Origin of the sequence: Streptomyces sp. NPDC006174 (assembly GCF_040614075.1) — a bacterium.
Lineage (GTDB): Bacteria > Actinomycetota > Actinomycetes > Streptomycetales > Streptomycetaceae > Streptomyces.
In genome coordinates this window covers 12,660-38,443 of sequence record NZ_JBEXTJ010000016.1, presented here as the reverse complement: position 1 = coordinate 38,443, position 25,784 = coordinate 12,660, and the positions used below count along the sequence as shown (strand labels likewise).

The 25,784-nt window shown below is 70.7% G+C and carries 26 protein-coding genes; 6 read left to right on the top strand and 20 right to left on the bottom strand.

What is annotated here, in order from left to right; genetic code table 11:
• Positions 1 to 10: 10 nt before the first annotated feature.
• The 4 genes from ABZ267_RS29330 to ABZ267_RS29315 all read right to left on the bottom strand — a co-directional run bounded on the left by ABZ267_RS29330 (position 11) and on the right by ABZ267_RS29315 (position 6,671).
• Positions 11 to 1,429 (bottom strand): sugar porter family MFS transporter, encoded by a 1,419-nt coding sequence (locus ABZ267_RS29330; RefSeq protein ID WP_356752697.1) that lies wholly within the window; start codon positions 1,427 to 1,429, stop codon positions 11 to 13.
• A 229-nt stretch (positions 1,430 to 1,658) separates the two neighbouring features.
• Positions 1,659 to 5,366 (bottom strand): AAA family ATPase, encoded by a 3,708-nt coding sequence (locus tag ABZ267_RS29325; RefSeq protein WP_356752695.1) that lies wholly within the window; start codon positions 5,364 to 5,366, stop codon positions 1,659 to 1,661.
• Positions 5,367 to 5,738: 372 nt separating this feature from the next.
• Complete coding sequence (locus ABZ267_RS29320; protein WP_003965973.1) at positions 5,739 to 5,951, bottom strand: hypothetical protein; 213 nt, start codon at positions 5,949 to 5,951, stop codon at positions 5,739 to 5,741.
• Positions 5,952 to 6,389: 438 nt separating this feature from the next.
• On the bottom strand, positions 6,390 to 6,671 hold the full coding sequence (locus tag ABZ267_RS29315; protein WP_356364007.1) for an acylphosphatase: 282 nt from the start codon (positions 6,669 to 6,671) through the stop codon (positions 6,390 to 6,392).
• Between the two features lie 169 nt (positions 6,672 to 6,840).
• Between ABZ267_RS29315 and ABZ267_RS29310 the strand changes: the two genes are divergently transcribed.
• Both ABZ267_RS29310 and ABZ267_RS29305 read left to right on the top strand, forming a co-directional pair.
• A complete protein-coding gene (locus ABZ267_RS29310) occupies positions 6,841 to 7,827 on the top strand; it encodes a CAP domain-containing protein (protein WP_356752692.1) in 987 nt (328 codons plus the stop codon).
• A 75-nt stretch (positions 7,828 to 7,902) separates the two neighbouring features.
• Complete coding sequence (locus tag ABZ267_RS29305; RefSeq protein WP_356752691.1) at positions 7,903 to 8,289, top strand: helix-turn-helix domain-containing protein; 387 nt, start codon at positions 7,903 to 7,905, stop codon at positions 8,287 to 8,289.
• Here the strand turns inward: ABZ267_RS29305 and mutM are convergent.
• From mutM to ABZ267_RS29260, 9 genes are all read right to left on the bottom strand, one after another.
• Entirely contained in the window at positions 8,262 to 9,122 is an 861-nt protein-coding gene (mutM, locus tag ABZ267_RS29300; RefSeq protein WP_356752689.1) for a bifunctional DNA-formamidopyrimidine glycosylase/DNA-(apurinic or apyrimidinic site) lyase, read from the bottom strand. The genes ABZ267_RS29305 and mutM overlap by 28 nt on opposite strands.
• A gap of 110 nt (positions 9,123 to 9,232) precedes the next feature.
• On the bottom strand, positions 9,233 to 10,060 hold the full coding sequence (gene rnc, locus ABZ267_RS29295) for a ribonuclease III (RefSeq protein WP_356752687.1): 828 nt from the start codon (positions 10,058 to 10,060) through the stop codon (positions 9,233 to 9,235).
• Positions 10,061 to 10,079: 19 nt separating this feature from the next.
• Complete coding sequence (gene rpmF, locus ABZ267_RS29290; protein WP_003965982.1) at positions 10,080 to 10,253, bottom strand: 50S ribosomal protein L32; 174 nt, start codon at positions 10,251 to 10,253, stop codon at positions 10,080 to 10,082.
• 2 nt (positions 10,254 to 10,255) lie between these two features.
• The gene (locus ABZ267_RS29285) at positions 10,256 to 10,864 is read right to left on the bottom strand and encodes a DUF177 domain-containing protein (RefSeq protein WP_356752685.1); all 609 of its coding nucleotides are present in this window, start codon (positions 10,862 to 10,864) and stop codon (positions 10,256 to 10,258) included.
• Positions 10,865 to 11,099: 235 nt separating this feature from the next.
• A complete protein-coding gene (locus tag ABZ267_RS29280; protein ID WP_356752683.1) occupies positions 11,100 to 12,212 on the bottom strand; it encodes an ATP synthase F0 subunit B in 1,113 nt (370 codons plus the stop codon).
• A 116-nt stretch (positions 12,213 to 12,328) separates the two neighbouring features.
• Positions 12,329 to 12,808: a pantetheine-phosphate adenylyltransferase gene (gene coaD, locus ABZ267_RS29275; RefSeq protein WP_356752886.1), complete on the bottom strand. Its 480-nt coding sequence runs from the start codon at positions 12,806 to 12,808 to the stop codon at positions 12,329 to 12,331.
• 26 nt (positions 12,809 to 12,834) lie between these two features.
• The gene (gene rsmD / locus ABZ267_RS29270; RefSeq protein ID WP_356752681.1) at positions 12,835 to 13,419 is read right to left on the bottom strand and encodes a 16S rRNA (guanine(966)-N(2))-methyltransferase RsmD; all 585 of its coding nucleotides are present in this window, start codon (positions 13,417 to 13,419) and stop codon (positions 12,835 to 12,837) included.
• A 128-nt stretch (positions 13,420 to 13,547) separates the two neighbouring features.
• Positions 13,548 to 15,815 carry an ATP-dependent DNA helicase RecG gene (gene recG, locus ABZ267_RS29265; protein WP_356752679.1) on the bottom strand — a complete coding sequence of 756 codons (2,268 nt, stop codon included), beginning with the start codon at positions 15,813 to 15,815 and terminating at the stop codon, positions 13,548 to 13,550.
• Positions 15,816 to 15,864: 49 nt separating this feature from the next.
• Positions 15,865 to 17,568, bottom strand: a complete 1,704-nt coding sequence (locus ABZ267_RS29260) for a DAK2 domain-containing protein (protein WP_356752677.1) — start codon at positions 17,566 to 17,568, stop codon at positions 15,865 to 15,867.
• 255 nt (positions 17,569 to 17,823) lie between these two features.
• Between ABZ267_RS29260 and rpmB the strand changes: the two genes are divergently transcribed.
• Positions 17,824 to 18,009, top strand: a complete 186-nt coding sequence (gene rpmB / locus ABZ267_RS29255; protein ID WP_003965989.1) for a 50S ribosomal protein L28 — start codon at positions 17,824 to 17,826, stop codon at positions 18,007 to 18,009.
• Positions 18,010 to 18,109: 100 nt separating this feature from the next.
• Here rpmB and thiD read toward each other — a convergent pair whose 3' ends face one another.
• Both thiD and ABZ267_RS29245 read right to left on the bottom strand, forming a co-directional pair.
• A complete protein-coding gene (gene thiD / locus ABZ267_RS29250) occupies positions 18,110 to 18,919 on the bottom strand; it encodes a bifunctional hydroxymethylpyrimidine kinase/phosphomethylpyrimidine kinase (RefSeq protein WP_356752675.1) in 810 nt (269 codons plus the stop codon).
• An 89-nt stretch (positions 18,920 to 19,008) separates the two neighbouring features.
• Positions 19,009 to 19,980 (bottom strand): thiamine-phosphate kinase, encoded by a 972-nt coding sequence (locus tag ABZ267_RS29245; RefSeq protein WP_356752673.1) that lies wholly within the window; start codon positions 19,978 to 19,980, stop codon positions 19,009 to 19,011.
• 240 nt (positions 19,981 to 20,220) lie between these two features.
• Between ABZ267_RS29245 and ABZ267_RS29240 the strand changes: the two genes are divergently transcribed.
• Positions 20,221 to 20,454, top strand: a complete 234-nt coding sequence (locus tag ABZ267_RS29240) for an Lrp/AsnC ligand binding domain-containing protein (protein ID WP_015611652.1) — start codon at positions 20,221 to 20,223, stop codon at positions 20,452 to 20,454.
• A gap of 175 nt (positions 20,455 to 20,629) precedes the next feature.
• Here the strand turns inward: ABZ267_RS29240 and ABZ267_RS29235 are convergent, their stop codons facing one another.
• From ABZ267_RS29235 to ABZ267_RS29225, 3 genes are read right to left on the bottom strand one after another with little or no spacing between them, the layout of a single operon-like run.
• The gene (locus ABZ267_RS29235) at positions 20,630 to 21,805 is read right to left on the bottom strand and encodes a D-alanine--D-alanine ligase family protein (RefSeq protein WP_356752671.1); all 1,176 of its coding nucleotides are present in this window, start codon (positions 21,803 to 21,805) and stop codon (positions 20,630 to 20,632) included.
• A gap of 34 nt (positions 21,806 to 21,839) precedes the next feature.
• Complete coding sequence (locus tag ABZ267_RS29230) at positions 21,840 to 22,850, bottom strand: NAD(P)H-dependent glycerol-3-phosphate dehydrogenase (protein ID WP_356752669.1); 1,011 nt, start codon at positions 22,848 to 22,850, stop codon at positions 21,840 to 21,842.
• Positions 22,847 to 23,599, bottom strand: a complete 753-nt coding sequence (locus ABZ267_RS29225) for a lysophospholipid acyltransferase family protein (RefSeq protein WP_356752667.1) — start codon at positions 23,597 to 23,599, stop codon at positions 22,847 to 22,849. Before ABZ267_RS29225 ends, ABZ267_RS29230 begins: the two co-directional genes overlap by 4 nt.
• Positions 23,600 to 23,761: 162 nt before the next feature.
• Between ABZ267_RS29225 and cofC the strand changes: the two genes are divergently transcribed.
• Together cofC and ABZ267_RS29215 are read left to right on the top strand one after the other, a co-directional pair.
• Positions 23,762 to 24,436, top strand: coding sequence for a 2-phospho-L-lactate guanylyltransferase (gene cofC, locus ABZ267_RS29220; RefSeq protein ID WP_356752884.1), 675 nt, complete (start codon positions 23,762 to 23,764; stop codon positions 24,434 to 24,436).
• Between the two features lie 10 nt (positions 24,437 to 24,446).
• The gene (locus tag ABZ267_RS29215; protein ID WP_356752665.1) at positions 24,447 to 24,650 is read left to right on the top strand and encodes a hypothetical protein; all 204 of its coding nucleotides are present in this window, start codon (positions 24,447 to 24,449) and stop codon (positions 24,648 to 24,650) included.
• A 102-nt stretch (positions 24,651 to 24,752) separates the two neighbouring features.
• Here the strand turns inward: ABZ267_RS29215 and ABZ267_RS29210 are convergent, their stop codons facing one another.
• A complete protein-coding gene (locus ABZ267_RS29210) occupies positions 24,753 to 25,391 on the bottom strand; it encodes an HU family DNA-binding protein (RefSeq protein WP_356752663.1) in 639 nt (212 codons plus the stop codon).
• A gap of 142 nt (positions 25,392 to 25,533) precedes the next feature.
• Positions 25,534 to 25,761: a hypothetical protein gene (locus tag ABZ267_RS29205; RefSeq protein WP_015611645.1), complete on the bottom strand. Its 228-nt coding sequence runs from the start codon at positions 25,759 to 25,761 to the stop codon at positions 25,534 to 25,536.
• Positions 25,762 to 25,784: the final 23 nt, after the last annotated feature.

Below are 25,784 nucleotides of genomic sequence, written 5' to 3'. Positions count from 1 at the left end.
ATGAAAGGGACTAGCCCATCTCCTCCAGCGTCTTGCCCTTCGTCTCCTTCACGAACTTGAGCACGAAGGGGATGGAGAGCACGGCGAAGCAGGCGTAGATGATGTACGTCCCCGAGAGGTTCCATTCGGACAGGCTCGGGAAGCTGGCGGTGATCGCCCAGTTGGCGATCCACTGCGCGAAGACGGCGACGCCGAGCGCGGCGGCGCGCAGGCGGTTCGGGAACATCTCGCCCAGGAAGACCCAGACGACGACACCCCACGACAGCGCGAAGAAGAGCACGAACGTGTGGGCGGCGATCAGCGCCACCACGCCCTGGGTCTCCGGCAGCTTGCCGTCGACCAGGTCGGCGGAGAAGGCCCACGCCTCGACGGCGAGCGCGATGGCCATACCGACCGAGCCGACCAGCGCGAGCGGCCGGCGGCCCACCCGGTCCACCAGCACCATCGCGATCACCGTGCCGATGATGTTGATGATCGAGGTGGTGAACGAGTAGAAGAACGAGTCGGTCGGGTCGATGCCGACGGACTGCCACAGCGTCGCCGAGTAGTAGAACGCCACGTTGATGCCGACGAGCTGCTGGAACATCGACAGGCCGATGCCGACCCAGACGATGGGCAGGAAGAAGAAGCGGTTGCCGAGCAGGTCCTTGAAGGAGGACTTGTGCTCGCGATGCATCGCGGTCTCGATCTCGGCCACACGGGCGTCGAGGTCGATCTTGTCGCCTTCGACCTCTTCGAGGATCTTGCGGGCCTCGGCCTTCTTGCCGACCGAGATGAGGAAGCGCGGGGACTCGGGGATGGCGAAGGAGAGGAGGCCGTACAGGATGGCCGGTACGACCATCACACCGAGCATCCACTGCCAGGCCTCCAGGCCCAGGATCTCACCGCGCTGGTCGCCGTCGGCGATCTGGAGGACGGCGTAGTTGACCAGCTGCGAGATGGCGATGCCGACGACGATCGCGGCCTGCTGGAAGGAGCCGAGCCGGCCGCGGTAGGCGGGCGGCGAGACCTCGGCGATGTAGGCCGGGCCGATCACGGAGGCCATACCGATGGCGAAGCCGCCGATGATGCGCCACATCGCCAGGTCCCAGAGCGCGAACGGCAGCGCGGAACCGATGGCGCTGGCGGTGAAGAGCACCGAGGCGATCTGCATGCAGCGGATGCGGCCGATCCGGTCCGCGATCCGGCCGGCGGTGGCGGCGCCGATCGCACAGCCGATCAGCGCGATGGCGATGACCTGGGCGAGCGTCCCGGAGCCGATGTCGTACCGGTCGCGGATCGCCTCGACGGCCCCGTTGATGACGGAACTGTCGTAACCGAAGAGGAAGCCGCCCATCGCCGCGGCCGCCGTGATGAAGATGACATGGCCGAGGTGGTCCGGATGGGCCTCTCGGGCTCCGGATGCCGGTCCGTTCGCTGCGCTGGTCACATGAACTCCTGATGCCTGGCCGCAAGTCAGACGTGGGGGGGTGAGCCTTCCCAGTGGGGCACAACATCCGGCCCGCCACCACTTGAAGGCGAAATCAACTTTGCAGAGGTTATGCGTTCAAGAAACGAAGTCAAACAGTGGGGTCGGAGCGACGTGTACCCAGGTCCGCAGAAATGGTGCGTCGAACCTCTGATGATTCGGTAAAAAGTCGGCGGCCAGGCCGACCGGGTCAGCGGAGCCGTTGACTGATCACCTTCGACACGCCGTCACCCTGCATGGAGACGCCGTACAGCGCGTCGGCGACCTCCATCGTCCGCTTCTGGTGGGTGATGACGATCAGCTGGGAACTCTCCTGGAGCTCCTCCATGATCCGGATCAGCCGCTGGAGGTTGGTGTCGTCGAGCGCGGCCTCGACCTCGTCCATCACATAGAAGGGACTGGGCCGCGCCTTGAAGATGGAGACCAGCAACGCCACGGCCGTCAGGGACCGTTCGCCGCCCGAGAGCAGCGAGAGCCGCTTCACCTTCTTGCCCGGCGGACGCGCCTCGACGTCCACTCCGGTGGCGAGCATGTTCTCCGGGTCGGTCAGGATCAGCCGTCCCTCGCCGCCCGGGAAGAGCCGCGCGAAGACGCCTTCGAACTCGCGGGCGGTGTCCCGGTACGCCTCGGTGAACACCTGCTCGACCCGCTCGTCGACCTCCTTGATCACCTGGAGCAGATCGGCCCGGGTCTTCTTCAGGTCTTCGAGCTGCTCCGAGAGGAACTGGTGCCGTTCCTCCAGTGCCGAGAACTCCTCCAGGGCGAGCGGATTCACCTTCCCGAGTTGCTGGTACGCCCGTTCGGCCGACCGCAGCCGCTTCTCCTGTTCGGTGCGTACGAACGCCTTCGGCAGGTTACGCGGATGCTCCGGGTCCTCCGGCAGCTCCTCGCCCTCGGCGGCCGGCGACGGCGGCACCGACTGGTCCGGGCCGTACTCGGAGACGAGCCCGGCCGGCTCCACGCCCAGCTCCTCCAGGGCCTTCGTCTCCAGCTGCTCGATGCGCAGCCGCTTCTCCGCGCCGAGCACCTCGCCGCGGTGGACGGAGTCGGTGAGCTTGTCCAGCTCGGCCTTCAGGTCACGGCCCCGGCTCCGCTCGGCGGCCAGCTCGCGCTCCCGCTCGCCCTTGGCCGCCTCGGCCGAGGTCCGCTCCTGGTCGGCCCGTACGAGGGAGACCTCGACGTGCGCCAGCAGCTGACGGGCGCCCGAGGCGACGGCGGAGGCCACGGCAGCCTCGTGGCGCAGCCGGGCCCGGCGCTGCTCGGCACGGGCGCGGGCCTCACGTTCGGTGCGGGCCGCCCGGTCGAGCCCGTCGGCGCGTCCGGCCAGCGACTTGACGCGTTCCTCGTGCGTACGGGCCTGGAGCCGGGCCTCCATCTCGGTCTGGCGGGCATTGGCACCGTCGGCGGCGAGCCGGTCCCGTACGGAGGTGTCGGGCTCCTCCTCCACCGGCGCCTCGTGGGCCACCAGCAGCCGCTCGGCCAGCTCCTCCGCCTCCTCCACCGCCCGCTCCAGCGCCTCCTGGGCGCGGGCGGCGGACGCGGTCATCCGCTCGGCCTCGCCCGCCGCGCTCCGGGCCGTCCCGGCGAGCCGGCCGAGCTGCTGCGCGACGCCCGACTTCTCCCGCTCGGCCGCCCGCCGCCGCTCACCCAGCTCCTCGACCAGCGCGGCCGACCCCGTCCGCCGCTCCCCCGCCAGCCGCTGCGCCTCCGCCAGCTCCTCGCACCGCACGGCCAGGTCGGCCAGCTCGGCGGCGGCCTCGTCCACGGAGGCCTGCACCTCCAGAAGACTGGGCGCACCGGCGGACCCGCCGTGCGCGAAGTGCGCGGAGAGCACGTCCCCTTCACCGGTCACGGCGGTGATCCCGGGGTGCGCGGCGACGAGGGCCTCGGCGTCCTCCAGCGTGGCCACGACGACGGTGTCCCGTACGAGACGGTGGACGGCGTCCATGAGGGACGCGGGGCCGGCGAGGAGGTCGGCGACGGCGGGTGCGGTGAGGGTGGTGACGGCTCCGGTACGGCCGTGGGCGCCGGCCTCGGTCTCCGTACCGCCCGGCACACGGGCCTCCGTGCCGCCGGGTGTGCCGCTCTGCGCCGGCAGCTGGGCGGCGGCATACTCCTCGCCCGGCACGTGTGCGCCAGCCTGCTCCGGTACGTGACCGGCGACCACGCCCTCCGCCGGCCCGCCGCCCAGCAGCATCGCCGCGCGCCCGGCGTCCCGTTCGCGCAGCAGGCGGATCGCCTCGGCGGCCGTCGCCGGGTCCGTCACCGCCACCGCGTCCGCCGCGGCGCCGAGTGCGGCGGCGACCGGGACCTCGTAGCCGGGCTCGACGGTGAGCAGTTCGGCGGCGGGGCCGAGGAGCCCGGCGAGCCGGTCGCGGGCGCCGAGCAGCGCTCCCGTACCGTCCTTGCGGCGCAGCCCCAGGGCCAGCGCCTCGTGCCTCGCCGCGACCGCCGCCCGCCTGCGCTCGGCGGCCGTCGCCTCCTCGCGGGCGGTGCTGTGGGCGGCCTGGGCCTCGGCGAGGGCCTGCTTGGCCTCCTCGTGGCGGGCGGTCAGCTCCTCGTCGTCCGCGTCCAGGCCCTCGACCTCGGCCTTGAGCTGCTCGTACTCCTCCTGAGCGGTCACCGCCCGCTCCTGGGCCTCGTCGCGCGATGCGGCCAGCCGGTCGATCTCGGCCTGCGCCGAACCGGCCCGGCCGCGGGCGGCGTTGACCTGGCCGTTCAGCCGGGCCAGGCCCTCTCGTCGGTCGGCGATGGCGCGGGCGGCGTCCTTGAGCCGGCGCTCCTCGGCGGCCAGCTCGCGCTCCAGGTCGGCGCGGTGGGCGACGGTGTCCTCCAGCGCGTGTTCGGCCGCCTCCAGGGCCGCCGTCAACTCCGCCTCCTGCTCGCGGATGCGGGCGGCCTCGCGCTCCAGGTCCTCCGGGTCGCGGCCCCGGCGCTCCTCCGAAGGCGCCTCGGTGGCGCTCCTGACGCGTGCGTCGGCCAGCGAGACCGTGCCGCGGACCCGTTCGGCCAGCTGGGACAGCTCGTACCAGGTCTGCTGGGCCCGCTGGAGCCGCGGCGCGAGGCGCCGTACCTCGCCCTCCAGCTCGGCCTCCCGGGACAGCGCCGCCTTCAGCTCGGCCTCCGCCGCGTCCTTCCGCTTCTTCAGCTCGGCCTCGTCGGCGATCTCGTCGCGGAGCGCGTCACGGAGGGTCACCAGGTCGTGGGCGAGGAGGCGGAGGCGGGCGTCGCGCAGGTCGGCCTGGATGACGGCGGCCCGGCGGGCGACGGCGGCCTGCCGGCCGAGCGGCTTGAGCTGGCGGCGCAGCTCGTCGGTGAGGTCCTGGACGCGGGCCAGGTTGGCGCCCATCGCGTCGAGCTTCCGGAGCGCCTTCTCCTTCCGCTTGCGGTGCTTGAGGACGCCTGCCGCCTCCTCGATGAAGGCCCGGCGGCCCATCGGGTCGGCGTGCAGGACGGAGTCCAACTGGCCCTGGCCGACGATGACGTGCATCTCGCGGCCGATACCGGAATCGGAGAGGAGTTCCTGGATGTCCAGCAGTCGGCAGGTGTCACCATTGATCTGGTATTCACTGCCGCCATTACGGAACATGATCCGCGTGATCGTCACTTCGGCGTACTCGATGGGCAGTGCACCATCGGAATTGTCGATGGTGAGCGACACTTCGGCGCGGCCGAGCGGAGGCCGCCCGGTCGTCCCGGCGAAGATCACGTCTTCCATCTTGCCGCCGCGCAGGGATTTCGCGCCCTGTTCTCCCATGACCCAGGAGAGGGCGTCCACCACATTGGACTTTCCCGATCCATTGGGCCCGACGACACAGGTGATCCCGGGTTCGAACCGCAGGGTGGTGGCGGACGCGAACGATTTGAAACCACGCAGGGTCAGGGCCTTGAGGTGCACGCCGCCGGACTCTACCTTTCCCGCTCGGTTTCGGTGATGAAGGTGCAGGGCACATCAGACGGTAGGCGAGGGGGGTACGGCCGGGGCCGGGGGGTCCGGGCAAAGAAAAAAGGGACGCCGAGGCGTCCCTGTAGATCTTGGTGCGTGGATCCTGGCGCGTGATCCTGTTGCCCGATCCGTGCGGTCCTGCACGGCGTATCGCCACGGCAACCGAGCGGATGCGTTACCGGTGTCCGGACACAGGCGGCCCTGTCGGTCAGGGAGCCGGTCGTCCGGGGACGGCGATCCGTGACGCAGGACGGATCAGATATGGAGAGATGTTCCGAGGCTGATGAGCACTGCTCAGCCCGACCGGCCCGATGGGGCCACCGGTCAGGTCAGCGCAGGCTCGCCCTGGGGTACGTCGATGTCGATGCTGTCGAGCAACGACTCCTGGTGCTGAGCGGCGGCGTTGAGCGCGTCGTTCTCGTCCTGGATCCGGTTGAGCTCGGATTCCAGGTCCTGGACGCGCTGCTGAAGCCGTCGCATCTCGGCGAGGAGTCGCGGGTCGGAACCGCCGACGTAACCGAGAAGCGCCTTTGCCATGATGGATGGTCCTCCACAATGAGTGACCGACCGATGCGGTGTGGGTCGTCAGGGGATCGCACCCGCGGTGCTCGGCAGGGCTCTGTCACCACTGCGGTTCTGCTGCATATCAGCTCTACCGAACAGCTAAGGTGCGCGGGGTTTTCAGCGTCTCACCAAAAAGTTTGACGGTCAACACGATCACACCCTGTGGAGCCAGGTGTCCCGGGGGCGCGCGGCCGGACGATCATGCGGCGCGACTCTCCTGCGGGACCCCGACCGGGGTGAGGATCTTCGTCAATGCCGCAGCCTTGCACGACATGCCGCATCTGGCAACCATCGGCCGCCGCGCGGTCCTTTCGCAGGTCATTTCGGGTGCGAGGCTCCGGCAGGCCGGTCCGTGACCGTTCGCTGCGGTGCCTTCACCGAGCGGATCGAAGGCGCCGGCGCGAGCCCGTATCAGCGGATGGCGAATCCTTCGTAACCGCCGCGCGGGGTGTCCCAGATCTCAGTGACGCCGTCCACGCTCCCGGGTGTGTCGGCGGAGCGCAGCCAATCCAGCAGGCGGTGGCAATTGTCACGTGATCCTTCGGCGACCACCTGCACCCGGCCGTCGTCGAGATTGAGTGCAAAGCCCACGAGTCCGCCGATCTCCAAAGCGTTTGCCCTGGTGAACCAGCGGAAGCCTACTTGCTGCACTCGGCCGCGTACCCAGACGACCAGCCGTGCTTCTTCGTTCATGCCCGAACGCTAACCGGCCAATTGCTCCAAGAGCACGGCGGCCCCTTTGAGCCATGGCGTACAGTCCCGTCGCAATAGCCTCACTCGATCGGGTGAGTATCGGGATCAAGATCGACCGGTTATCGGGTGACGTCGCCGCGACATCCGGAGCATCAGGAAGGCACAGCGCATGGGACGCCACCGACGATCCGCCGCAGGCCCCGCCGCTGAAGAGCCCGCGGCCGGAGCAGCTTCGCGGCACCGGGGCACGCGCCGGAAGAAGAAGTCCGCGGTGCCCGTGCGCACCGGACTCCTCGGCGCCTCGGCCGCGATGGCGGTCGGCGCGGTCGCCGTAGCCTCGGGCCTGCTCCCGGGCGGCGACACCTACACCTCGGGCGGCTCCACCGCCGCCGACCAGGTGCGCACCGGCGGCGCGCCCGACCTGCTGACGCAGCAGGGCGGCTCCAGCGCCCCGGCCGACCGCTCCTCCTCCCCCGCCAGCCGCGGCAGCGAGCGTCCCGAAGTTCCGTCCAAGGCCGCCTCGAAGTCGCCGTCCACGACACCGTCCACGACGCCCTCGAAGTCGCCCTCCACCAGCGCCTCGAAAACCCCGTCCAAGTCGGCCGTACCCTCCTCCGCAACGCCCACCAAGAAGCCGGCCGCCACGGCGTCGAAGGAGTCGAAGGCGCCCACCACGGCCCCGAAGAAGAGCACCGCCCCGGCGACCAAGGCCCCGGCCCCGCCGAAGAAGACCGTGGCCCCGCCGCCGCCCAGCAAGAAGCCCGCTCCTTCGCCGTCCGACACCTCCGCCCGCGCCGAAGTGCTGGCGCTGGTGAACCAGGAGCGCGCGAAGGTCGGCTGCTCCCCGCTGACCACCAGCACCGCACTCACCTCGCTCGCCCAGAACTTCAGCGAGGACATGGCGGCCCGCGGCTTCTTCGACCACACCGACCCGGACGGCGACACTCCCTGGGACCGGGCCGCGCAGGCCGGTGTGCAGGGGCTCGCCGCGGAGAACATCGCCCGCGGCCAGGCCGACGCCCAGGCCGTGATGGACGGCTGGATGAACAGCGAAGGCCACCGCGCGAACATTCTCAACTGCGACTACAAGACGATCGGCATCGGCATCCACGAGGGCTCCGGCGGCCCGTGGTGGGTCCAGAACTTCGGCTTCTGACCCGCAGGCGCCCAACAGCTTACGCCCGCACAGCGCTCCCTCAAGGTGAGCGCTATGCGGGCGTAAGCTGTTGATATGGCCAGCGATACGGACGATCTCGCCTTCGACGTCTTCTCCCGGCAGTGCCCCTCACGCTCCACGCTGGAGCACGCCACCGGCCGCTGGGGCAGTCTGACGCTGGGCGCGCTGTACGAAGGCAGCCTCCGGTTCAACGAGCTGCGCCGCCGGGTCGACGGGGTCAGCGAGAAGATGCTCTCCCAGACGCTCCACGCCCTGGAGCGCGACGGGCTCGTGCTGCGGGAGGCGCAGCCGGTCAACCCGCCTCGCGTGGATTACGAGCTGACCCCGCTCGGCCGCGAGGTCGCGGAGCGGCTCCTCGGGCTGATCCATCTCGTCGAAGGACGGATGGACGACGTACTCGCCGCCCGGACGCGTTACGACGAGACGCGCGGCGGCCGCTGACAGCGCGGGCAGAAATAGCTGGACCGGTTCATCCACGCGCGCCGGCGCATCGGCGTCCCGCAGCGGCGGCACGGCTCGCCCTCCCTGCCGTACGCGTCGAGCGAGCGGTCGAAGTAGCCGGACTCGCCGTTCACGTTGACGTACAGGCTGTCGAAGCTGGTGCCGCCCTGCGCGAGGGCCGCGTTCATCACGTCCCGGGCGTGGCCGAGCAGCTCGGCGGACTTCGGGCGGGTGAGGGTCGCGGTCGGCCGGTCGTAGTGGAGCTTGGCGCGCCAGAGCGCCTCGTCCGCGTAGATGTTGCCGACGCCGCTGATCAGCGACTGGTCCAGGAGCGCGCGCTTGACCGTCGTACGGCGCAGGCGCAGGGCCGTGTGGAACACGGCGTCGTCGAAGAGCGGGTCGAGCGGGTCCCGGGCGATGTGCGCGATGGTGTCGGGCAGGCCGTCGGCGGTGAGGTCGTGGAGCGAGAGGCCGCCGAAGGTGCGCTGGTCGACGAAGCGCAGCTCGGTGCCGAGCGCGTCGTCGAACCGCAGCCGGATCCGCAGGTGCTTCTCGTCGGGCGCTTCGGTGGGCTGCACCAGCAGCTGGCCGCTCATGCCGAGGTGGCCCAGGAGCGAGGAGGCGGCCTCGTCGATCGGCACCCAGAGGTACTTGCCGCGCCGCATCGCCGTACCGAACCGGACCCCGCGCAGCCGGGCCGCGAAGTCGACCCCGCCCGCCAGGTGCCGGCGGACCGAGCGCGGGTGCAGGACCTCGACATCGGTGACGGTCCGGCCACTGACCCAGCGCTCCAGGCCCCGGCGTACGACTTCGACCTCGGGCAGCTCGGGCACGGTGGACCACTCCAGACACGACGACGGCAGTACGGGAGCACAGGACCGGCTCCCCGGGACAGGGAGAACCCCTCGGTGCGCGTGCGCACCGAGGGGTTCGGGGTTCTGCTTCAGGCCGGAGCGGCGTCCGTGTCCGGCGACGGGTCGGCAGGGGTGTCGGCGGCCCCTCCGTCGGCCGCGGCGGACTTCTCCGCGGCCTGCCGTGCCTCAGCGGCGGCGCTGATCTCGCGCCAGGCGGACTCGGCCGCCTGCTGCTCCGCTTCCTTCTTGCTACGGCCGGTGCCGGTGCCGTACGAGACACCACCGACGCGAGCAGCAGCAGTGAAGGTCTTCTCGTGGTCCGGGCCGGTCTCCGTGACGAGGTACTCGGGGACTCCGAGGCTCTCGCTCGCGGTGAGCTCCTGGAGGCTGGTCTTCCAGTCCAGGCCGGCACCGAGGTTCGAGGACCTGTCGATCAGCGGGTCGAAGAGCCGGTGGACCAGCTCCGAGGCCGCGCCGAGGCCCTGGTCGAGATAGACCGCGCCGATCACTGCTTCCAGTGTGTCGGCGAGGATGGAAGCCTTGTCCCGGCCACCCGTGCCCTCTTCACCGCGGCCGAGCCGGATGAAGGAGCCGAGTTCGAGGCCGCGGCCCACTTCCGCAAGCGCACGCGAGTTGACCACCGCGGCCCGCAACTTGGCCAGCTGGCCTTCGGGCAGGTCGGGGTGGGTGCGGTACAGCGTGTCCGTGACCACCAGGCCGAGCACCGAATCCCCGAGGAATTCGAGCCGCTCGTTGGTGGGCAGACCGCCGTTCTCGTACGCGTACGAACGGTGGGTCAGCGCACGCACCAGAAGGGCGGACTCGAGGTGATACCCGAGCCGCCCTTCCAGAAGCGTGGGGGACGAGGCTGTGTTGACGTTGTCTGCCTGCTTCTTGGCGCTGGACAACTCAGACATCGGGCCTCTCACCAGCCGCTCAGACCTCGAGGACCTGGCGCTTGTTGTAGGTGCCGCAGCTCGGGCACGCAATGTGCTGGAGCTTCGGCTCCTGGCAACGCTCGCACGAAACCAGGGTGGGGACCGCAGCCTTCCACTGCGACCGGCGGTGGCGCGTGTTGCTGCGCGACATCTTCCGCTTCGGAACAGCCACGGCTACTTCTCCTGCTTCTCGTCGACGCCAGGTTCGGCGCCGCCCATGTTGTCCTTCTCGCCGTCCTGAACGGTCTCGGCGAGTCCTTGCAGTGCCGCCCAACGGATGTCGACGGCGTCGTGGTGGTGGTCCGGGTTCTCGTCCAGCCTGATTCCGCATTCGGAACACAGACCGGCACAGGTCTCCTTGCACACCGGCTGCATGGGCAGTGCGAGCACTACCGCGTCACGCAGCACTGACTCGAGGTCGAACAAGCCGTCCTCGAGGAAGAACCTGTCCTCGTCGTCCTCGGCGTCGTCGGCCGGGTCCGCAGGGCGGCCCCGGTCATCGGCGTCAGGGTACGAGAACATCTCCTGGAAATCCGCGTCGACCTCTACGGTCAGCGGCTCCAGACACCTTACGCACTCCCCCTCGGCGCTCGCACGGGCGGTCCCCGTGACGAGCACCCCTTCCATGACCGACTCGAGCCGGAGGTCCAGCTCCAGCGGCGCGCCTTCCGGCACACCGATGACGCCGTCGATCCCGAGGACCGGTGAACCGGGTGCGTCCACCGTGCGGGAGAGCCGCTTCATGGCACCAGGACGCCGACCCAGCTCGCGCGTATCGAACACGAGAGGGCTGCGGTGGTCGAGGTTGCCGTTCAGGGCTTCTCCTGCTTTCGGATCATGGCTGTCGTGCTCGCTGCTGAGGGGAGGGGCCGTCTTCCGGTCCTGAGCCGTACCGTCTCCGCTTCGTCAGGCGAAACGGGCAGCCGAGATCACGGACCTATGCGCGACCGAGGATTCAGGATACTGGACGGACCGCTCAGCACCCAATCGGACCAGTTCGGCCCGTCGGCGCTCGGGGTCAGCGGCCCTCTTCGTACCGGCGCAGCTGCTCCAGGTCGATCATGCCGGTGTCGAAGAGGCTGGTCTCGTCCAGCGCGCCCTGGTTCTGCTGGGCGGGCGCCTGGGGCTGCTGCTGCCAGCCGTAGTCGGGCTGGGCCTGCTGCGGCTGCGGCGCGTACTGGTTCGGGTCGTAGGCGGGCTGCTGGTAGGCCGCGTACGGGTCCGGCACCTGCTGGTAGCCGTACGGGTCCTGCGCCTGCTGCTCCTGGTAGCCGTACGACGCCTGCGCGTACTCGGCCTGTCCGTACTCCGGCTGCGCGTAGGTCGGCCCGGCCTGCGTGGGCTGCGGCTGCTCCTGGTAGAGCGGCTGCTGAGGCGCCTGCCGGGGCTCGGGCGTGGCCAGCTCGGCCAGGCCGGTCAGGTAGTCGGCGTCGCTGGTGTGGCCTTGGGCGCCCGCCGCGTCCTGGGCGGCCATGTGGGCCCCGAGGTCGTCGGTGGCGAGGCGGCCGTGCAGCTTCTGCCGGCCGCGGCCGACCGCCTCCAGGGTCTTGGCGAGGACCGCCTCGAAGGCGCCGAACTTGGCGTCCACGTACGCGTCGGCCCGCTGCTTCAGCGTCTCCGGGTCGGCGCTGCGCTCGGGGGCCTCGGTGAAGTCGGGGTCCTCGTAACCCTGCTCGTCCAGGCCACGGCCCCGGCCGAGCAGCTTCTCGCGGCCGCGGTCGACGGAGCCGATGGTCTTGGTGAGGACGACCTCGAAGTTGGCGAGCTTGCTGTCGACGTAGTCGTCGGCCTCGGCCCGGACCTCCTCGGCCTCGCGGCGGGCCTCGGAGAGGATCCGGTCGGCCTCGCTCTGCGACTGGCGGGCGATCTCGGTCTCGGCGATCAGCGAGGAGCGCTGGGCGTGCGCGGACTGGATGATCCGCTCGGCCTCCTGCCGGGCCTGCTCGGCGAACTGCTCCTGGCCGCCGATCAGCTCCTGGGCGTGGGCGAGCGAGCCGGGCAGGGCCTCGCGCACCTCTTCGAGCATGGCGAGCAGCTCGGCGCGGTTGACCACGCACGAGGCCGACATGGGCATGGCGCGGGCGTTCCCGACCGCTTCGACGATCTCGTCGAGCTTCTTCTGCACGTCCACCGTGTGCTCGCCACTCTCTGCTGCTCTGTTGAAGCTGCTGCTCCGTTGGAGACGGACGGGACGACTGTAAGGCCAGTCGACGGCCGCCCGACACCTGGTGACGGACCGTCAGCCGCTCAGCGTTCGCCCAGCCGCTTCGTGAGCGCGTCGTGGACGGCGGGCGGCAGCAGGTGCGAGACGTCGCCGCCCCAGGTCGCGACCTCCTTGACCAGCGAGGACGACAGGAAGCTGTACGTCGGGTTGGTCGGCACGAAGAGCGTCTCGACGCCGGAGAGGCCGTTGTTCATCTGGGCCATCTGGAGCTCGTAGTCGAAGTCGCTGACGGCCCGCAGGCCCTTCACGATCGCCGGGATCTCGCGCTGCTTGCAGAAGTCGACCAGCAGGCCGTGGAAGGACTCGACCTCGACGTTGCCGAAGTCGGCGGTGACCTCGCGGATGAGGTCGATCCGCTCGTCGACGGTGAACAGCCCTTTCTTGGACTGGTTGATCATCACCGCGACGTGCACCACGTCGTACAGCCTGGAGGCTCGTTGGATGATGTCGAGATGTCCGTTGGTGATGGGGTCGAAGGACCCCGGACAGACGGCGCGGCGCACTGTGATTCCCTCGCTCTCCGGTCCGGTCATCGTGCGTCTTCGCACGTAGCGGCGGCGCGACCGTACCAAAGCGTTCCCTCGCCGTAGCGACGGGCCCGCAGTGGCTCGAATCCGGCGGGCCAGCCGAATTCTCCGCCCCGGGTGCTGCGTTCCACCGTGACGAGCGCATCGTCCGTGAGCCACCCCTGGGCACGGAGTGTGAGCAGGATCTCGCGAAGATCGTCGTCGGTGACGGCGTACGGCGGGTCCAGGAAGACGATGTCGTACGGATGCGAAGGCGCCGGTCCTGTCACGATCTGCTCGGCTTTGCCGGTGCGGACCTCGGCTCCGGGCAGGCCGAGCGTGCGGACGTTGTCCCGGACCGTGCGCACCGCCTTCCGGTCCGCCTCCACCAGGAGCGCGTGGACGGCGCCGCGCGAGAGCGCTTCGAGGCCGACGGCACCGGAACCGGCGTACAGATCGGCGACGCGGACGCCTTCGAGCGTGCCGAGCAGCGCCTGCCAGGTGGAGAAGAGGCCCTCCCGCGCACGGTCGGAGGTGGGGCGGGTGCCGGTGCCGGGCGGTACGGCCAGGCGGCGTCCGCCGGCCGATCCGGCGATCACGCGGGTCATGGGTGTCGGGTCCTCGGGGTCGGTTGCGGTGGCTCGCGGCGGGCGCGTGCCGTCGCCACGTCGGCGGGTACGGGCTGTCCGTCCACGATATGGCGTGCGGCCCGCACCGGCAGGACGGCCCCGGCGGCTCAGCCCTTGTCCAGGTACTCCTCCCGGTCCTTGTCCAGCAGCGCGGCCAGCACCGTACGCAGCTCCGGCAGGTGCTCCAGCGCCGGATCGGCGGCCACGATCGCCACGGCCTCCTCGCGGGCGGCGGCGATGACCTCCTCGTCGTCGATGACGGTGAGCATCCGCAGCGAGGAGCGCACTCCGGACTGGGCCTGGCCGAGCACATCGCCTTCGCGGCGCTGCTCCAGGTCGATACGGGAGAGCTCGAAGCCGTCCAGCGTGGCGGCGACGGCGGAGAGGCGGGCGCGGGCGGGGCTCGCCTCGTGGGCCTCGCTGACCAGCAGGCAGAGCCCGGGCGCCGAGCCTCGGCCGACGCGGCCGCGGAGCTGGTGGAGCTGGGAGACGCCGAACCGGTCGGCGTCCATGATCACCATGGCGGTGGCGTTGGGGACGTTGACGCCGACTTCGATGACGGTGGTGGCGACCAGGACGTCGACGTCACCGGCGGCGAACCGGCGCATGACGTCGTCCTTGTCGTCCGGATGCATCCGCCCGTGCAGCACCTCGACGCTCAGCCCGGCCAGCGCGCCTTTACGGAGCTCGTCCGCGATCTCCAGGACGGCGAGCGGCGGCCGCTTCTCCGGGTCCTCCTCGGCGGCCTTCTTCTTGGCCTTGCCCTTCTTCCCCTCGGCCTCCTCCGCGTCGTCGCCGATGCGGGGACAGACGACGTACGCCTGGTGGCCGTTCTCCACCTCCTCAGCCACGCGCTCCCAGGCACGGGCGAGGAAGTGCGGCTTGTCCTTGGCGGGGACGACATGGCTGGCGATCGGCGAGCGGCCGGCCGGGAGCTGGTCCAGGACGGAGGTCTCCAGGTCGCCGAAGACCGTCATCGCGACCGTACGCGGAATGGGTGTGGCGGTCATGACGAGGAGGTGGGGCGGCTGCTTGCCCTTGGAGCGGAGGGCGTCGCGCTGCTCCACGCCGAAGCGGTGCTGCTCGTCCACGACGACGAGTCCCAGGTCGTGGAACTGGACCTTGTCCTCGATCAGCGCGTGAGTGCCGATGACGATCCCGGCCTCGCCGGTGACCAGGTCGAGCAGGGCCTGCCTGCGGGCGGCCATGCCCATGGAGCCGGTGAGCAGGACGACCTTGGTGCCCCGGTCCGAGCCGCCCAGCGTCCGACCGTCGCCCGACCGCCGCCCCTCATCGAGAGGCGCTTCGCGCCACAGCCCCCAATTGCCGGCCAGCTCGCCCATCATCTCGGTGATCGAGCGGTGGTGCTGCTGCGCGAGGACCTCGGTAGGCGCGAGCATCGCGGCCTGGCCACCGGCGTCGACGACGGTGAGCATGGCGCGCAGGGCCACCATCGTCTTTCCGCTGCCCACCTCACCCTGGAGGAGGCGGTGCATCGGGTGCTCGGTGGCCAGGTCGTCGAAGATCTCCTTGCTGACCTTCTCCTGGCCCTCGGTGAGCGTGAACGGCAGCTTGGCGTCGAAGGCGTCCAGCAGGCCGTCGGCGACCGGGCGGCGGGCGACGGCGGGGAGCTGGGTGTCGGCGTAGCGGCGGCGGGCCAGGGCGACCTGGAGGACGAACGCCTCGTCCCATTTGAGCCGGGCCTTGGCGTCCTCGACGTCCGCCTTCGTCTGCGGCCGGTGGACCTTGAGCAGGGCCTCGGGCAGCGGTGTGAAGCCGCGTCCTTCGCGCAGGGAGGCGGGCAGCGGGTCCACCGCGTCCTGCGCACTCGGCAGGACGGCGTCCACGGCCTTGGCGATCCGCCAGGAGTCGAGCTGCTTGCAGGCCGGGTAGATCGGCAGCAGCCGTCCGGCGAAGGCGTCCACGGCCTCGGTCGCCTCGTCGGCGTCGGAGGCGTCGAGCAGTTGGTACGTGGGATGGGCCAGCTGCATCTTCCGGTTGAAGACGGAGACCTTGCCCGCGAACATCGCCTGGCGGCCCGGGAGCAGCTCCTTGTGCGGCTTGTGGACGCCGTGGCCGAAGAAGACCAGCTGGAGGCGGCCGCTGCCGTCGGTGAGCGTGACCTCAAGCCGCTTGCCGCGGCCGTTGTTGAACATCAGGATCCGGGCGTCGGCGACCTGGGCGAGCACCGTGACGTGCTCGTCCAGCGGGAGGTCGGCCAGCGCGGTCAGCTTGCCGCGCTCCTCGTACCGCCGCGGGTAATGGTGCAGCAGATCACCGACCGTGTGCAGGTTGAGGTGTTCGGCCATCACCTTCGCGGTGGCTCCGCCGAGCAGCTTCAGAAGAGGTTCATCGAACGAGGACACGCGATCCATTGCACACCACGGCACTGACAACCGTTGGCCGGGCACGGCGACAGGTCTGCTACTCGACGCCGATCAGCAGCGGCGCGCGCTGGTGGCCGCCGCGGTAGACGACGGTGTCCACGGCGAGATGGCCCTCACGTACGTACTCCTCCAGCGCGCCCGCCACCGTGTCCGGGACGTCCTCGCCGAGGACCAGGGTGACCAGCTCGCCGCCGGCCGCCAGCATCCGGTCCAGCACCGTGCGGGCGGTGGCCGGGACGTCGGCGCCGATCACGGCCACGTCGCCGTCGATCAGGCCGAGGATGTCACCGGCCTGGCAGACGCCCGCCATGGTCCACGACTGACGCTCGGCCACGGCCACTTCGGCGTAGCGGGTGGCTCCGGCGGCGGCGGTCATGGCGACCACGTCCTCGTCGAAGCCGCGGTCCGGCTCGTGGACGGCGAGCGCGGCGATGCCCTGGACGGCGGCGCGGGTGGGGACGAGCGCCACCCTGACGCCCTCAATCCTGGCCTGTTCGGCGGCGGCGGCCGCGGTGTGGCGCAGGGCCGCGTCGTTGGGCAGGAGCACCACCTCGCGGGCGTGGGCGCGGCGGATGGCGTCGACCAGTTCGCCGCTGGCGGGCGGTTCGCCGGGGCGGGCGATCACGGTGGTGGCGCCGGCCTCGGTGCAGAGCCCGGCCAGGCCGTCGCCGGGGACCACGACGACCACCGCGCGCTGGGCCGGTTCGGCCTGGACGCGGACGTCGTGGCCGTTCTCGGTGGCGAAGTGGGTGATCCGGATCCGGTACGGCCGCCCGGCCTCGACGCCCGCCTCCACTGCGGCCCCGGCGTCGTCGACATGGACGTGCACGTGCCAGAGCCCGTCGCCGCCGACCACGACCAAGGAGTCGCCGAGCGCGTCGAGCCGGGTGCGCAGCCGGTCCACCTGCTCGTCACGGGCCTCCAGGAGGTAGATCACCTCGAAGGCGGGCCCGCCGCCGTCCGCATCCTCGGGACAGTCGAGCGGCCCCTCCACGGCAGCACCGCCCGCCGGAACCGGAACCCCGCCCACCGGCAGCCCCACCACCGATCCGCCGTCCACCGGAGCGGCCGCCTTCGCGGACCCGGTACGAGGCCCTCGTACCGGCGCCTGCCCGGTCACCGCCTCCACCAGCGCGCCCAGGACCGCGACCAGTCCACGTCCTCCGGCGTCCACGACACCTGCGCGGCCGAGCACGGCGAGCTGCTCCGGAGTCCTCGCCAGCGCGGCGCGCGCGCCCTCGTACGCGGCGCTCACCACCGCGCGCAGCTCCCGCTCCTCCCCCTGCGCGGCCTCGGCGGCCGCCGTGGCGACGGTCAGCACCGTGCCCTCCACCGGGTGGGCGACGGCCTGCCTCGCAGCGGCCGCGGCCCGGGTCAGAGCGAGGCGCAGGTGGGCCGCGTCACCGCCGTCGGCCAGCACGCCGGCCATGCCGCGCAGCAGCTGGGCCAGGATCGTGCCGGAGTTGCCGCGGGCGCCGATCAGGGCGCCGTGCGCCATGGCGCGTACGGCGTCGGCGGTGGCGGGCGCGGTGGTGCCGGTCTCATGGGCGGCGAAGACGGCTTCGACGGCCGCGGCGGCGGACTCGACGGTCAGATAGAGGTTGGTGCCGGTGTCCCCGTCGGCGATGGGATAGACGTTGATCGCGTCGATCTCCGCACGCTCCCGGCCCAGGGCCTCCAGGGCCAGTGAGCACCAGGTGCGCACCGCGACGGCGTCCAGATCGTCGGGGAGCTGCGGCACCGATGGTCCTCCTTGAAGCGGCCGTGGCAACGGGCTGCACCGCAGGTTAGCCCGCCTGCCGGGGCCCGGGCAGGGACAGGGGGCGGGAGGGCGGTGGGCCAACCCGTGGTAGTTTCGTATCTCCGAAGCAGGCGTTGTATGCTGCTTCGGTTGCCCGATGAGAGTCGGGCCATTCCTCCGGTACCGCCACTTCATTCAATGATTCCGGCGCGCCGGAATTCACTGTAAGTGCATCTGAAGTCTTTGGAGTGACCCGTGGCTGCCAACTGCGACGTTTGCGGCAAGGGGCCGAGCTTCGGCAACAGCATTTCGCACTCGCACCGCCGTACGTCCCGTCGCTGGAACCCCAACATCCAGCGCGTGCGTGCCGTGGTCGGTCGGACGCCGAAGCGGCTCAACGTCTGCACCTCGTGCATCAAGGCCGGCAAGGTCGCGCGCTGACGTCTCCGTCGTAGCGCAGCCTTCCGGTTGCCCAAAAAGCCGGTCCACCTCGGTGGACCGGCTTTTTGCTGTGCTCATCCGGCCTGGGCTTCGGCGGTGATCAGCCGGCCTGACGGGTCCGCCAGCCGTGGTCGACCGGGCCGATGCCGCCGCCGAGCGCGAATCCGGCCCGGATCGCGCCGGTGACGTACGCCTTCGCGCTCTCCACCGCCGTCGGCACGTCCTGGCCGAGCGCGAGGCCGGAGGCGATGGCGGAGGCGAGGGTGCAGCCGGTGCCGTGGGTGTGCCGGTTGTCGTAGCGGGGGGCGCGCAGCCAGTGTTCCGCGCTCCCGTCGGTGAGCAGGTCCACCGCGTCCCCGGGCAGGTGCCCGCCCTTGATCAGCGCCCAGCGCGGTCCGAACGCGAGGATCTCCTCGGCGGCCCGACGCATTCCGTCCTCGTCGGTGACCTGGACGCCGGTGAGCTGCGCCACTTCGTCGAGGTTCGGCGTGGCCACCGTGGCGACGGGCAGCAGCTTCGTCCGTACGGAGTCGAGCGCCTCGGCGGCGAGCAGCGCGTCGCCGTGCTTGGAGACGCCGACCGGGTCCACGACGACCGGAGCGTCGGTCCCGGCGAGGAGTTCGGCGACGGTCTCCACGAGCGCGGCCGAGGCGAGCATCCCGGTCTTCACCGCCTGGACGCCGATGTCGTCGACGACGCTGCGGTACTGGGCGCGTACGGCGTCCACCGGAAGCTCCCACGCGCCTTGGACGCCGAGGGAGTTCTGCGCGGTGACGGCGGTGAGCACGCTCATGCCGTGGACGCCGAGGGCGAGCATGGTCTTCAGATCGGCCTGGATCCCCGCACCGCCGCCGGAGTCGGATCCGGCGACGGTGAGGACGCGGGGCGGTACAGCGGTACGTATGGGCATACGCAGCAATCTAGTACGCGTACGCGCGAGCCACGGGTCCACGCGTGAGCCCTGCGCGTACCCATAGGTTCACGCGTGCGCCCTGCGCTCTAGTACGTGTCCTCGATCGCGCCGAAGTGGTCCCAGCCGCCCGTGCTCGTCCAGGGTGCTCCGTCCACGGTGACCTGGGGCAGGGCGGAGGGGTTGAGGACCTCGCCGATCACCTTCCAGCGGGCGGGAAGCTTGGCGTCCGGCGGGAAGGTGGCCACGATCGCGTGGTCCTCTCCTCCGGTCAGCACCCACTGGAGCGGATCGACGCCGACGGCCTGGCCGATGTCGGACATCTGCGAGGGGATGTCGATGAGGCCGGAGCGCAGGTCGATGCGGACCTTGCTGGCCTCGGCGATGTGCCCGAGGTCCGCGACGAGACCGTCGCTGACGTCGGTCATCGCGGTGGCGCCGAGTCCGGCGGCGGCGGGGCCGGCGTGGTACGGCGGTTCCGGGCGGCGGTGGGCCTCGACGAAGGCGCGGGGCGAGCGGAAGCCGCGGGAGAGCACGGCGTAGCCGGCGGCGGACCAGCCGAGCCAGCCGGTGACGGCGACGACATCGCCGGGCCGGGCGCCGGAGCGGGTGACCGGTTCGTGGTTGCGCAGGTCGCCGAGGGCGGTGATGGCGACGGTGATGGTGTCGCCGCCGACCACATCGCCGCCGACCACGGCGGCCCCCGCCACCTGGCACTCGTCGCGCAGCCCGTCCATCAGCTCGGCGGCCCAGGTGACCGGGAGGTCGGCGGGGACGACGAGGCCGAGGAGCAGCGCGGTGGGCACGGCGCCCATGGCGGCGATGTCGGCGAGGTTCTGCGCCGCCGCCTTGCGGCCGACGTCGTAGGCCGTCGACCAGTCGCGGCGGAAGTGCCGCCCTTCCAGCAGGATGTCCGTACTGGCCACGACCCTGCGGTCGGGAGCGGCCACGACCGCGGCGTCGTCGCCGGGCCCCAGCCGTACCGCCGGAGTGGTGGTGAGCCGGGACGTGAGCTCTCTGATGAGCCCGAACTCCCCCAACTCGCCCACGGTTCCCTTCACCGAGTCTCACCTCTCATTTATCGCCCCGGACACCCGTCCGGGCCCCCGGTCGCGAGCCGTCACTGCTGTCGGTACCGTCAGGAGGACCGTCGGTACCGTCAAGGGATACGTCAACTTCCGCACTCCGCACGCCACGCTGTGGACGTCACAAGCCCCGTAGGTCTCCCCGTCACCCTCGGCGACGCGATAACGTGGCGTCCCTTTCCCCCACATGATCCTCGTGGCCGCCCTGGAGGTTCCGTGGTACAGGCGTACATCCTCATTCAGACCGAGGTGGGCAAGGCGTCGATCGTCGCCGAGACCATTTCCAAGATTCCGGGAGTCATCCAGGCAGAGGACGTCACCGGTCCGTACGACGTGATCGTGCGGGCCCAGGCCGACACGGTCGACGCGCTCGGCCGCATGGTGGTCGCCAAAGTGCAGCAGGTGGACGGCATCACGCGCACCCTGACCTGTCCGGTCGTCCACCTCTGACCCCCGTCCGGTGCCGCGCGCGGGAGGCGCGGCCGGTTCTCCGCCCCGGCACCGTGATCCTCCGCGCGCTGACGGGGCGATCGTACTGCGCCGCGGCGCCCCCCGGTCCACGAAGACGGATGCCTCATGCCCGGAAGGCCGGGACGGTCTCGGCCGTCCCGGCCTTCCGGGTCTCTCAGCGCAGTCCGGTGGAGCGGGTCAACGCGGCCTGGATCAGGCGGTCGACCAGCTCCGGGTAGCTCACGCCGCTCTCCTGCCACATGCGCGGATACATGGAGATCGGGGTGAAGCCCGGCAGGGTGTTGATCTCGTTGATGACGAAGGTGCCGTCCTCGGTGAGGAAGAAGTCGGCGCGCACCAGCCCCTCGCAGGAGGTGGCGTCGAAGGCGGCGACGGCGAGCCGCTGGACCTCGGCGGTCTCCTCCTCGGTGAGCGGCGCGGGCACCAGGCCGGCGGCCGAGTCGATGTACTTCGCCTCGAAGTCGTAGAACTCGTGCGCGGTGACCGGCGGGATCTCGGCGGGCACGCTGGCGCGCGGGCCGTCCTCGAACTCCAGCACGCCGCACTCGATCTCGCGGCCGCGCAGCAGCGACTCGACCAGGAACTTGGGGTCGTGGCGCCGGGCCTCCTCGATCGCCGCGTCGAGACCGGAGAGCTCGTCGACCTTGGTGATGCCCATGGAGGAGCCGCCGCGGGCGGGCTTGATGAAGAGCGGCCAGCCGTGCTCACCGGCGAAGTCCACGATCCGCTTGCGTACGGCGGAGGGGTCGCGGTCCCACTCACGGGGCCGGACGACCTCGTACGGTCCGACCGGCAGACCGAAGGAGAGGAAGACGCGCTTCATGTACTCCTTGTCCTGGCCGACGGCCGAGGCGAGGACGCCGGCGCCGACGTACGGCACACCGGAGAGTTCGAGCAGCCCCTGGAGGGTGCCGTCCTCGCCGTACGGGCCGTGCAGGACGGGGAAGACGACGTCGACCTCGCCGAGCGCCTTGGGCACCGAGCCGGGTTCGCTGTAGACGACCTCGCGGCTGCCGGGGTCGACCGAGAGCACGACGGTGCCCTCGGTGGACTCGGCGAGCTGGTCCACGTCGGGGACCTTGCGGTCGGTGATGGCCATGCGTTCGGGCTCGTCGGCGGTGAGCGCCCAGCGGCCGTCCGTCGTGATGCCGATCGGCAGGACGTCGTACTTCGTCCGGTCGATGGCCTTCATGACGGCGCCGGCCGTGACGACCGAGATGCCGTGTTCGGAGCTGCGGCCGCCGAACACGACAGCCACACGCGGCTTGCGGCGCTGCTGCTCAGGGCTCTCGGGGCGCTCAGGGCTCTGGGGGAGGTTCTCGCTGCTCATATCGCGATGAGCGTACCTGCTGGTAAGGGAGGAGTCAGCGTCGCTCGGCCTTGGCGCTCCGCGACATCAGCTCCTTGACCGCGACGACCGGCGACTTGCCCTCGTGGACGATGGAGACGACGGTCTCCGTGATGGGCATGTCGACGCCGTGGCGGCGGGCCAGGTCGAGGACCGATTCGCAGGACTTGACGCCTTCGGCGGTCTGCTTGGTGACGGCGATCGTCTCCTGGAGCGTCATACCGCGGCCGAGGTTGGTGCCGAAGGTGTGGTTGCGCGAGAGCGGCGAGGAGCAGGTGGCCACCAGGTCGCCCAGGCCCGCGAGTCCGGAGAACGTCAGCGGGTCGGCGCCCATGGCCACACCCAGCCGGGTGGTCTCGGCGAGGCCGCGGGTGATGAGGGAGCCCTTGGTGTTGTCGCCGAGGCCCATGCCGTCCGCGATGCCGACGGCGAGGCCGATGACGTTCTTCACGGCGCCGCCGAGCTCGCAGCCGACGACGTCGGTGTTGGTGTACGGCCGGAAGTACGGGGTGTGGCAGGCGGCCTGGAGGCGCTGGGCCACGGACTCGTCGGCGCAGGCGACGACGGCGGCGGCGGGCCGGCGCTCGGCGATCTCCTTGGCGAGGTTGGGTCCGGAGACGACGGCGATGCGGTCGGCGGAGACCTTGGTGACGTCCGCGATGACCTCGCTCATCAGCTCGGCGGTGCCCAGCTCGACGCCCTTCATCAAAGACACCAGGACGGTGTCGGGCTCCAGGTGCGGGGCCCAGGCGGCGAGGTTGGCGCGCAGCGTCTGGGACGGCACGACGAGGAAGGCGAACTCGGCGCCGCGCAGGGCCTCGGCGGGGTCGGTGGTGGCGCGGATCGAGGCGGGAAGCTCGATGCCCGGCAGGTAGTCCGGGTTGGTGTGCGTGGTGTTGACGGCCTCGGCGACCTCGGCGCGGCGTCCCCAGAGGGTGACCTCGCAGCCCGCGTCGGCGAGGATCACGGCGAACGCCGTACCCCATGAGCCGGTTCCGAAGACGGCTGCTTTTACGGGGTGCGTCACGTGGATCCCTCTCCCTGCGCCCTGCGCCGTTGTTCAGCACGGGCTTTGCGGTGATCGTAGAGCTCGGCGGGGGCCTTCTCCCCGCGGACGTCCTCCAGCTGGCGGGTGACCGCGGCCATGATGACCTCGGTCGCCTGGCGCAGGACGTCGGGCGTCGGCTCGACATCGTAGAAGCGGCTGAGGTCGACGGGCGGACCTGCCTGGACCGTCAGCGTCTTGCGCGGGAACAGCTGGAGCTTGTTCTCCTTGGCGTACGGCGGCATCGCGAGGTTGGCACCCCACTGGGCGACCGGGATGACCGGCGCCTTGGTCATCAGCGCGACCCGGGCGGCGCCGGTCTTGCCGGCCATCGGCCACATGTCGGGGTCGCGGGTGAGCGTGCCCTCGGGGTAGAAGGCGACGCACTCGCCGCGTTCGATGGCGTCGACGGCGGCCCGGAAGGCGTCCAGCGCGTTGGTCGTCTCGCGGTAGACGGGGATCTGGCCGGTGCCGCGCAGCATCATGCCGACGAAGGGCGTGCGGAAGAGGCCGGCCTTGGCCAGGAGGCGGGGCACGCGTCCGGTGTTGTACTGGAAGTGCGCGTAGGAGAGCGGGTCCAGATAGGAGTTGTGGTTGACGGCGGTGATGAATCCGCCGTCGGCCGGAATGTGTTCCGTCCCCCGCCAGTCGCGCTTGAACAGAACCACCAATGGCGGCTTGGCGATAACCGCCGCCAGGCGGTACCAGAAGCCGATTCTGCGGCGGGACACTCGGACACCTTCCTCTAAGGACCTCATCGGAACTCTCGACCTGTTGCCGGCTACCGACGGTCAAGTCTCGCCCCAGGCCCCTCCTCTGTCGAGAACACCGTACGCCTCGCCTTCGGGGCCGGGCCTCCGGGTTGTCGTACCGGCAGGCGAGAATAAGTCCTCATACGTACGGAGGGGGAGATCGCCACGAACACCGATCCGGCGGGGCCCTGGTCCCTGGTCGTTCCGCTGAAGCCGCTCGCGCGGGCCAAGAGCCGCCTGGGGCGGGCGGCGGGCGAGCTCGCCCGGCCCCGCCTGGCGCTGGCCTTCGCCCAGGACACGGTGGCGGCGGCGCTCTCCTGCGCACGAGTGCGGGATGTGGTGGTCGTCACGGACGATACGGCGGCCGGCGCGGCCCTTTCGGCGCTCGGTGCGCGGATCGTGGCGGACCTCCCGGCGGCCGGGCTCAACGCCGCGCTGGCGTACGGAGCGCGTTCGGTACGGGCCCTCGCGCCCGCCGTCCCGGTGGCCGCTCTCAACGCGGATCTGCCGGCCCTGCGCGCCGGCGAATTGGCTCGGGTGCTCGATTTTGCCTCCGCTTTTCCCAGGGCATTTCTCCGGGATGCGGCGGGAATCGGAACGACATTTCTGTCCTGCTCCGGAGGAACGGAATTGCGCCCCGCTTTCGGCGGCCCGTCCGCCGCCCGGCATCTGGCTTCGGGCGCGGTGGAAATAACGCTGCCCGGCGTCGACTCGGTACGCCGGGACGTGGATACGGGCGAGGACCTGAAGGTGGCGCTGGCGCTCGGAGTGGGGCCGTACACGGAGCGGCTCATGGCTCTGACCCCGGACCGATAGGCTGCCGCCCATGCAGGCGACCTCGTACACGTACGACCCCGAGACCCGGACCGGCAGTGTGCTCCTGGACGACGGCACTCCGGTGGAGTTCGGCGCACCGGCCTTCGACGCGGGCGGCCTGCTGCTGCTGCGTCCGGGGCAGCGGGTGCGGATCGAGGGCGAGGGTGAAGGCGCCGCGCTGCGGATCACGCTGGTGACGCTGCAGACGTTCTAGACCGTACGGGGGGTGAAGTGCCCCCGGACAGCCCGCGGGCCGGGCTCCCCCGGAGGGGAGCCCGGCCCGGCGCGTTTCCTCGAAGCGAGCGGTTGCCCGGTCTCACTTCTTGCGTGCGGTGGCCTTCTTGGCCGTGGTGGTGCGCGCCGTGGTCTTCTTCGCGGGCGCCTTCTTCGCCGTGGCCTTCTTGGCGGGCGCGGTCTTGTTGGCGGTCGCGGTGGCCTTCTTCGCCGTGGTCGCCTTCTTCGCGGCCGGCGTGGCCGTCTTCGCCGTGGCGGTGGCCTTCTTGGCCGCGGCGGTCTTCGCGGGAGCCGTCTTCTTGGCGGTGGTCTTCTTCGCCGTGGCCTTCTTGGCGGCCGACTTCTTGGCGGCGGCGGCCTTGACCGTCGTACGGGCGGCGGAAGAACCGCCCGAGAGGCTGCCCTTGGGAGCCTTCTTCACGGCCACGTCGTTCTTGGGGAGCTTCTTGGAGCCGCTCACCAGGTCCTTGAACCCCTGACCCGCGCGGAAGCGGGGCACCGAGGTCTTCTTGACCCGGACGCGCTCACCCGTCTGCGGGTTGCGGGCGTACCGGGCGGGGCGGTCGACCTTCTCGAACGAGCCGAAGCCGGTGACCGAGACACGGTCCCCGGCGACAACGGCACGGACGATGGCGTCGAGTACCGCGTCGACCGCGTCTGCGGCCTGCTGGCGGCCGCCGACCTTGTCGGCAATCGCTTCTACGAGCTGCGCCTTGTTCACGTCTTCCCCTTCGGAGACATTGCCGGAACGAAAGTGTTCAGGCTTTTTCGCACGTTAGGCAGATATATACCGCAAATCAAACACGAAACGGGCTAATCACCCTAGTGCCGCAACGAAGTCGACCGATGCGCAGTTCCACGTGTCAGTCACCTTCGGGGAATCGGCCCTCATCGAGGTCCTTCATCAACCGGTCCAGACGCCTTGCCGCGTCCGGGAGATCGTGCTTCGCCGCGGCCGTGACGACCAGCAGCTTCCGGGAGAGCGCCATCCGTACGCTCTCCGGGACTTGCAGTGCACGCACCTTCGCGTGCGCTTCCTTCAATCGGTCGGCGACTTGGCCATAGAGCTTGAGTTGGCTGTCGCGTTCCATGCACCGATTGTGCCATCTGGGGC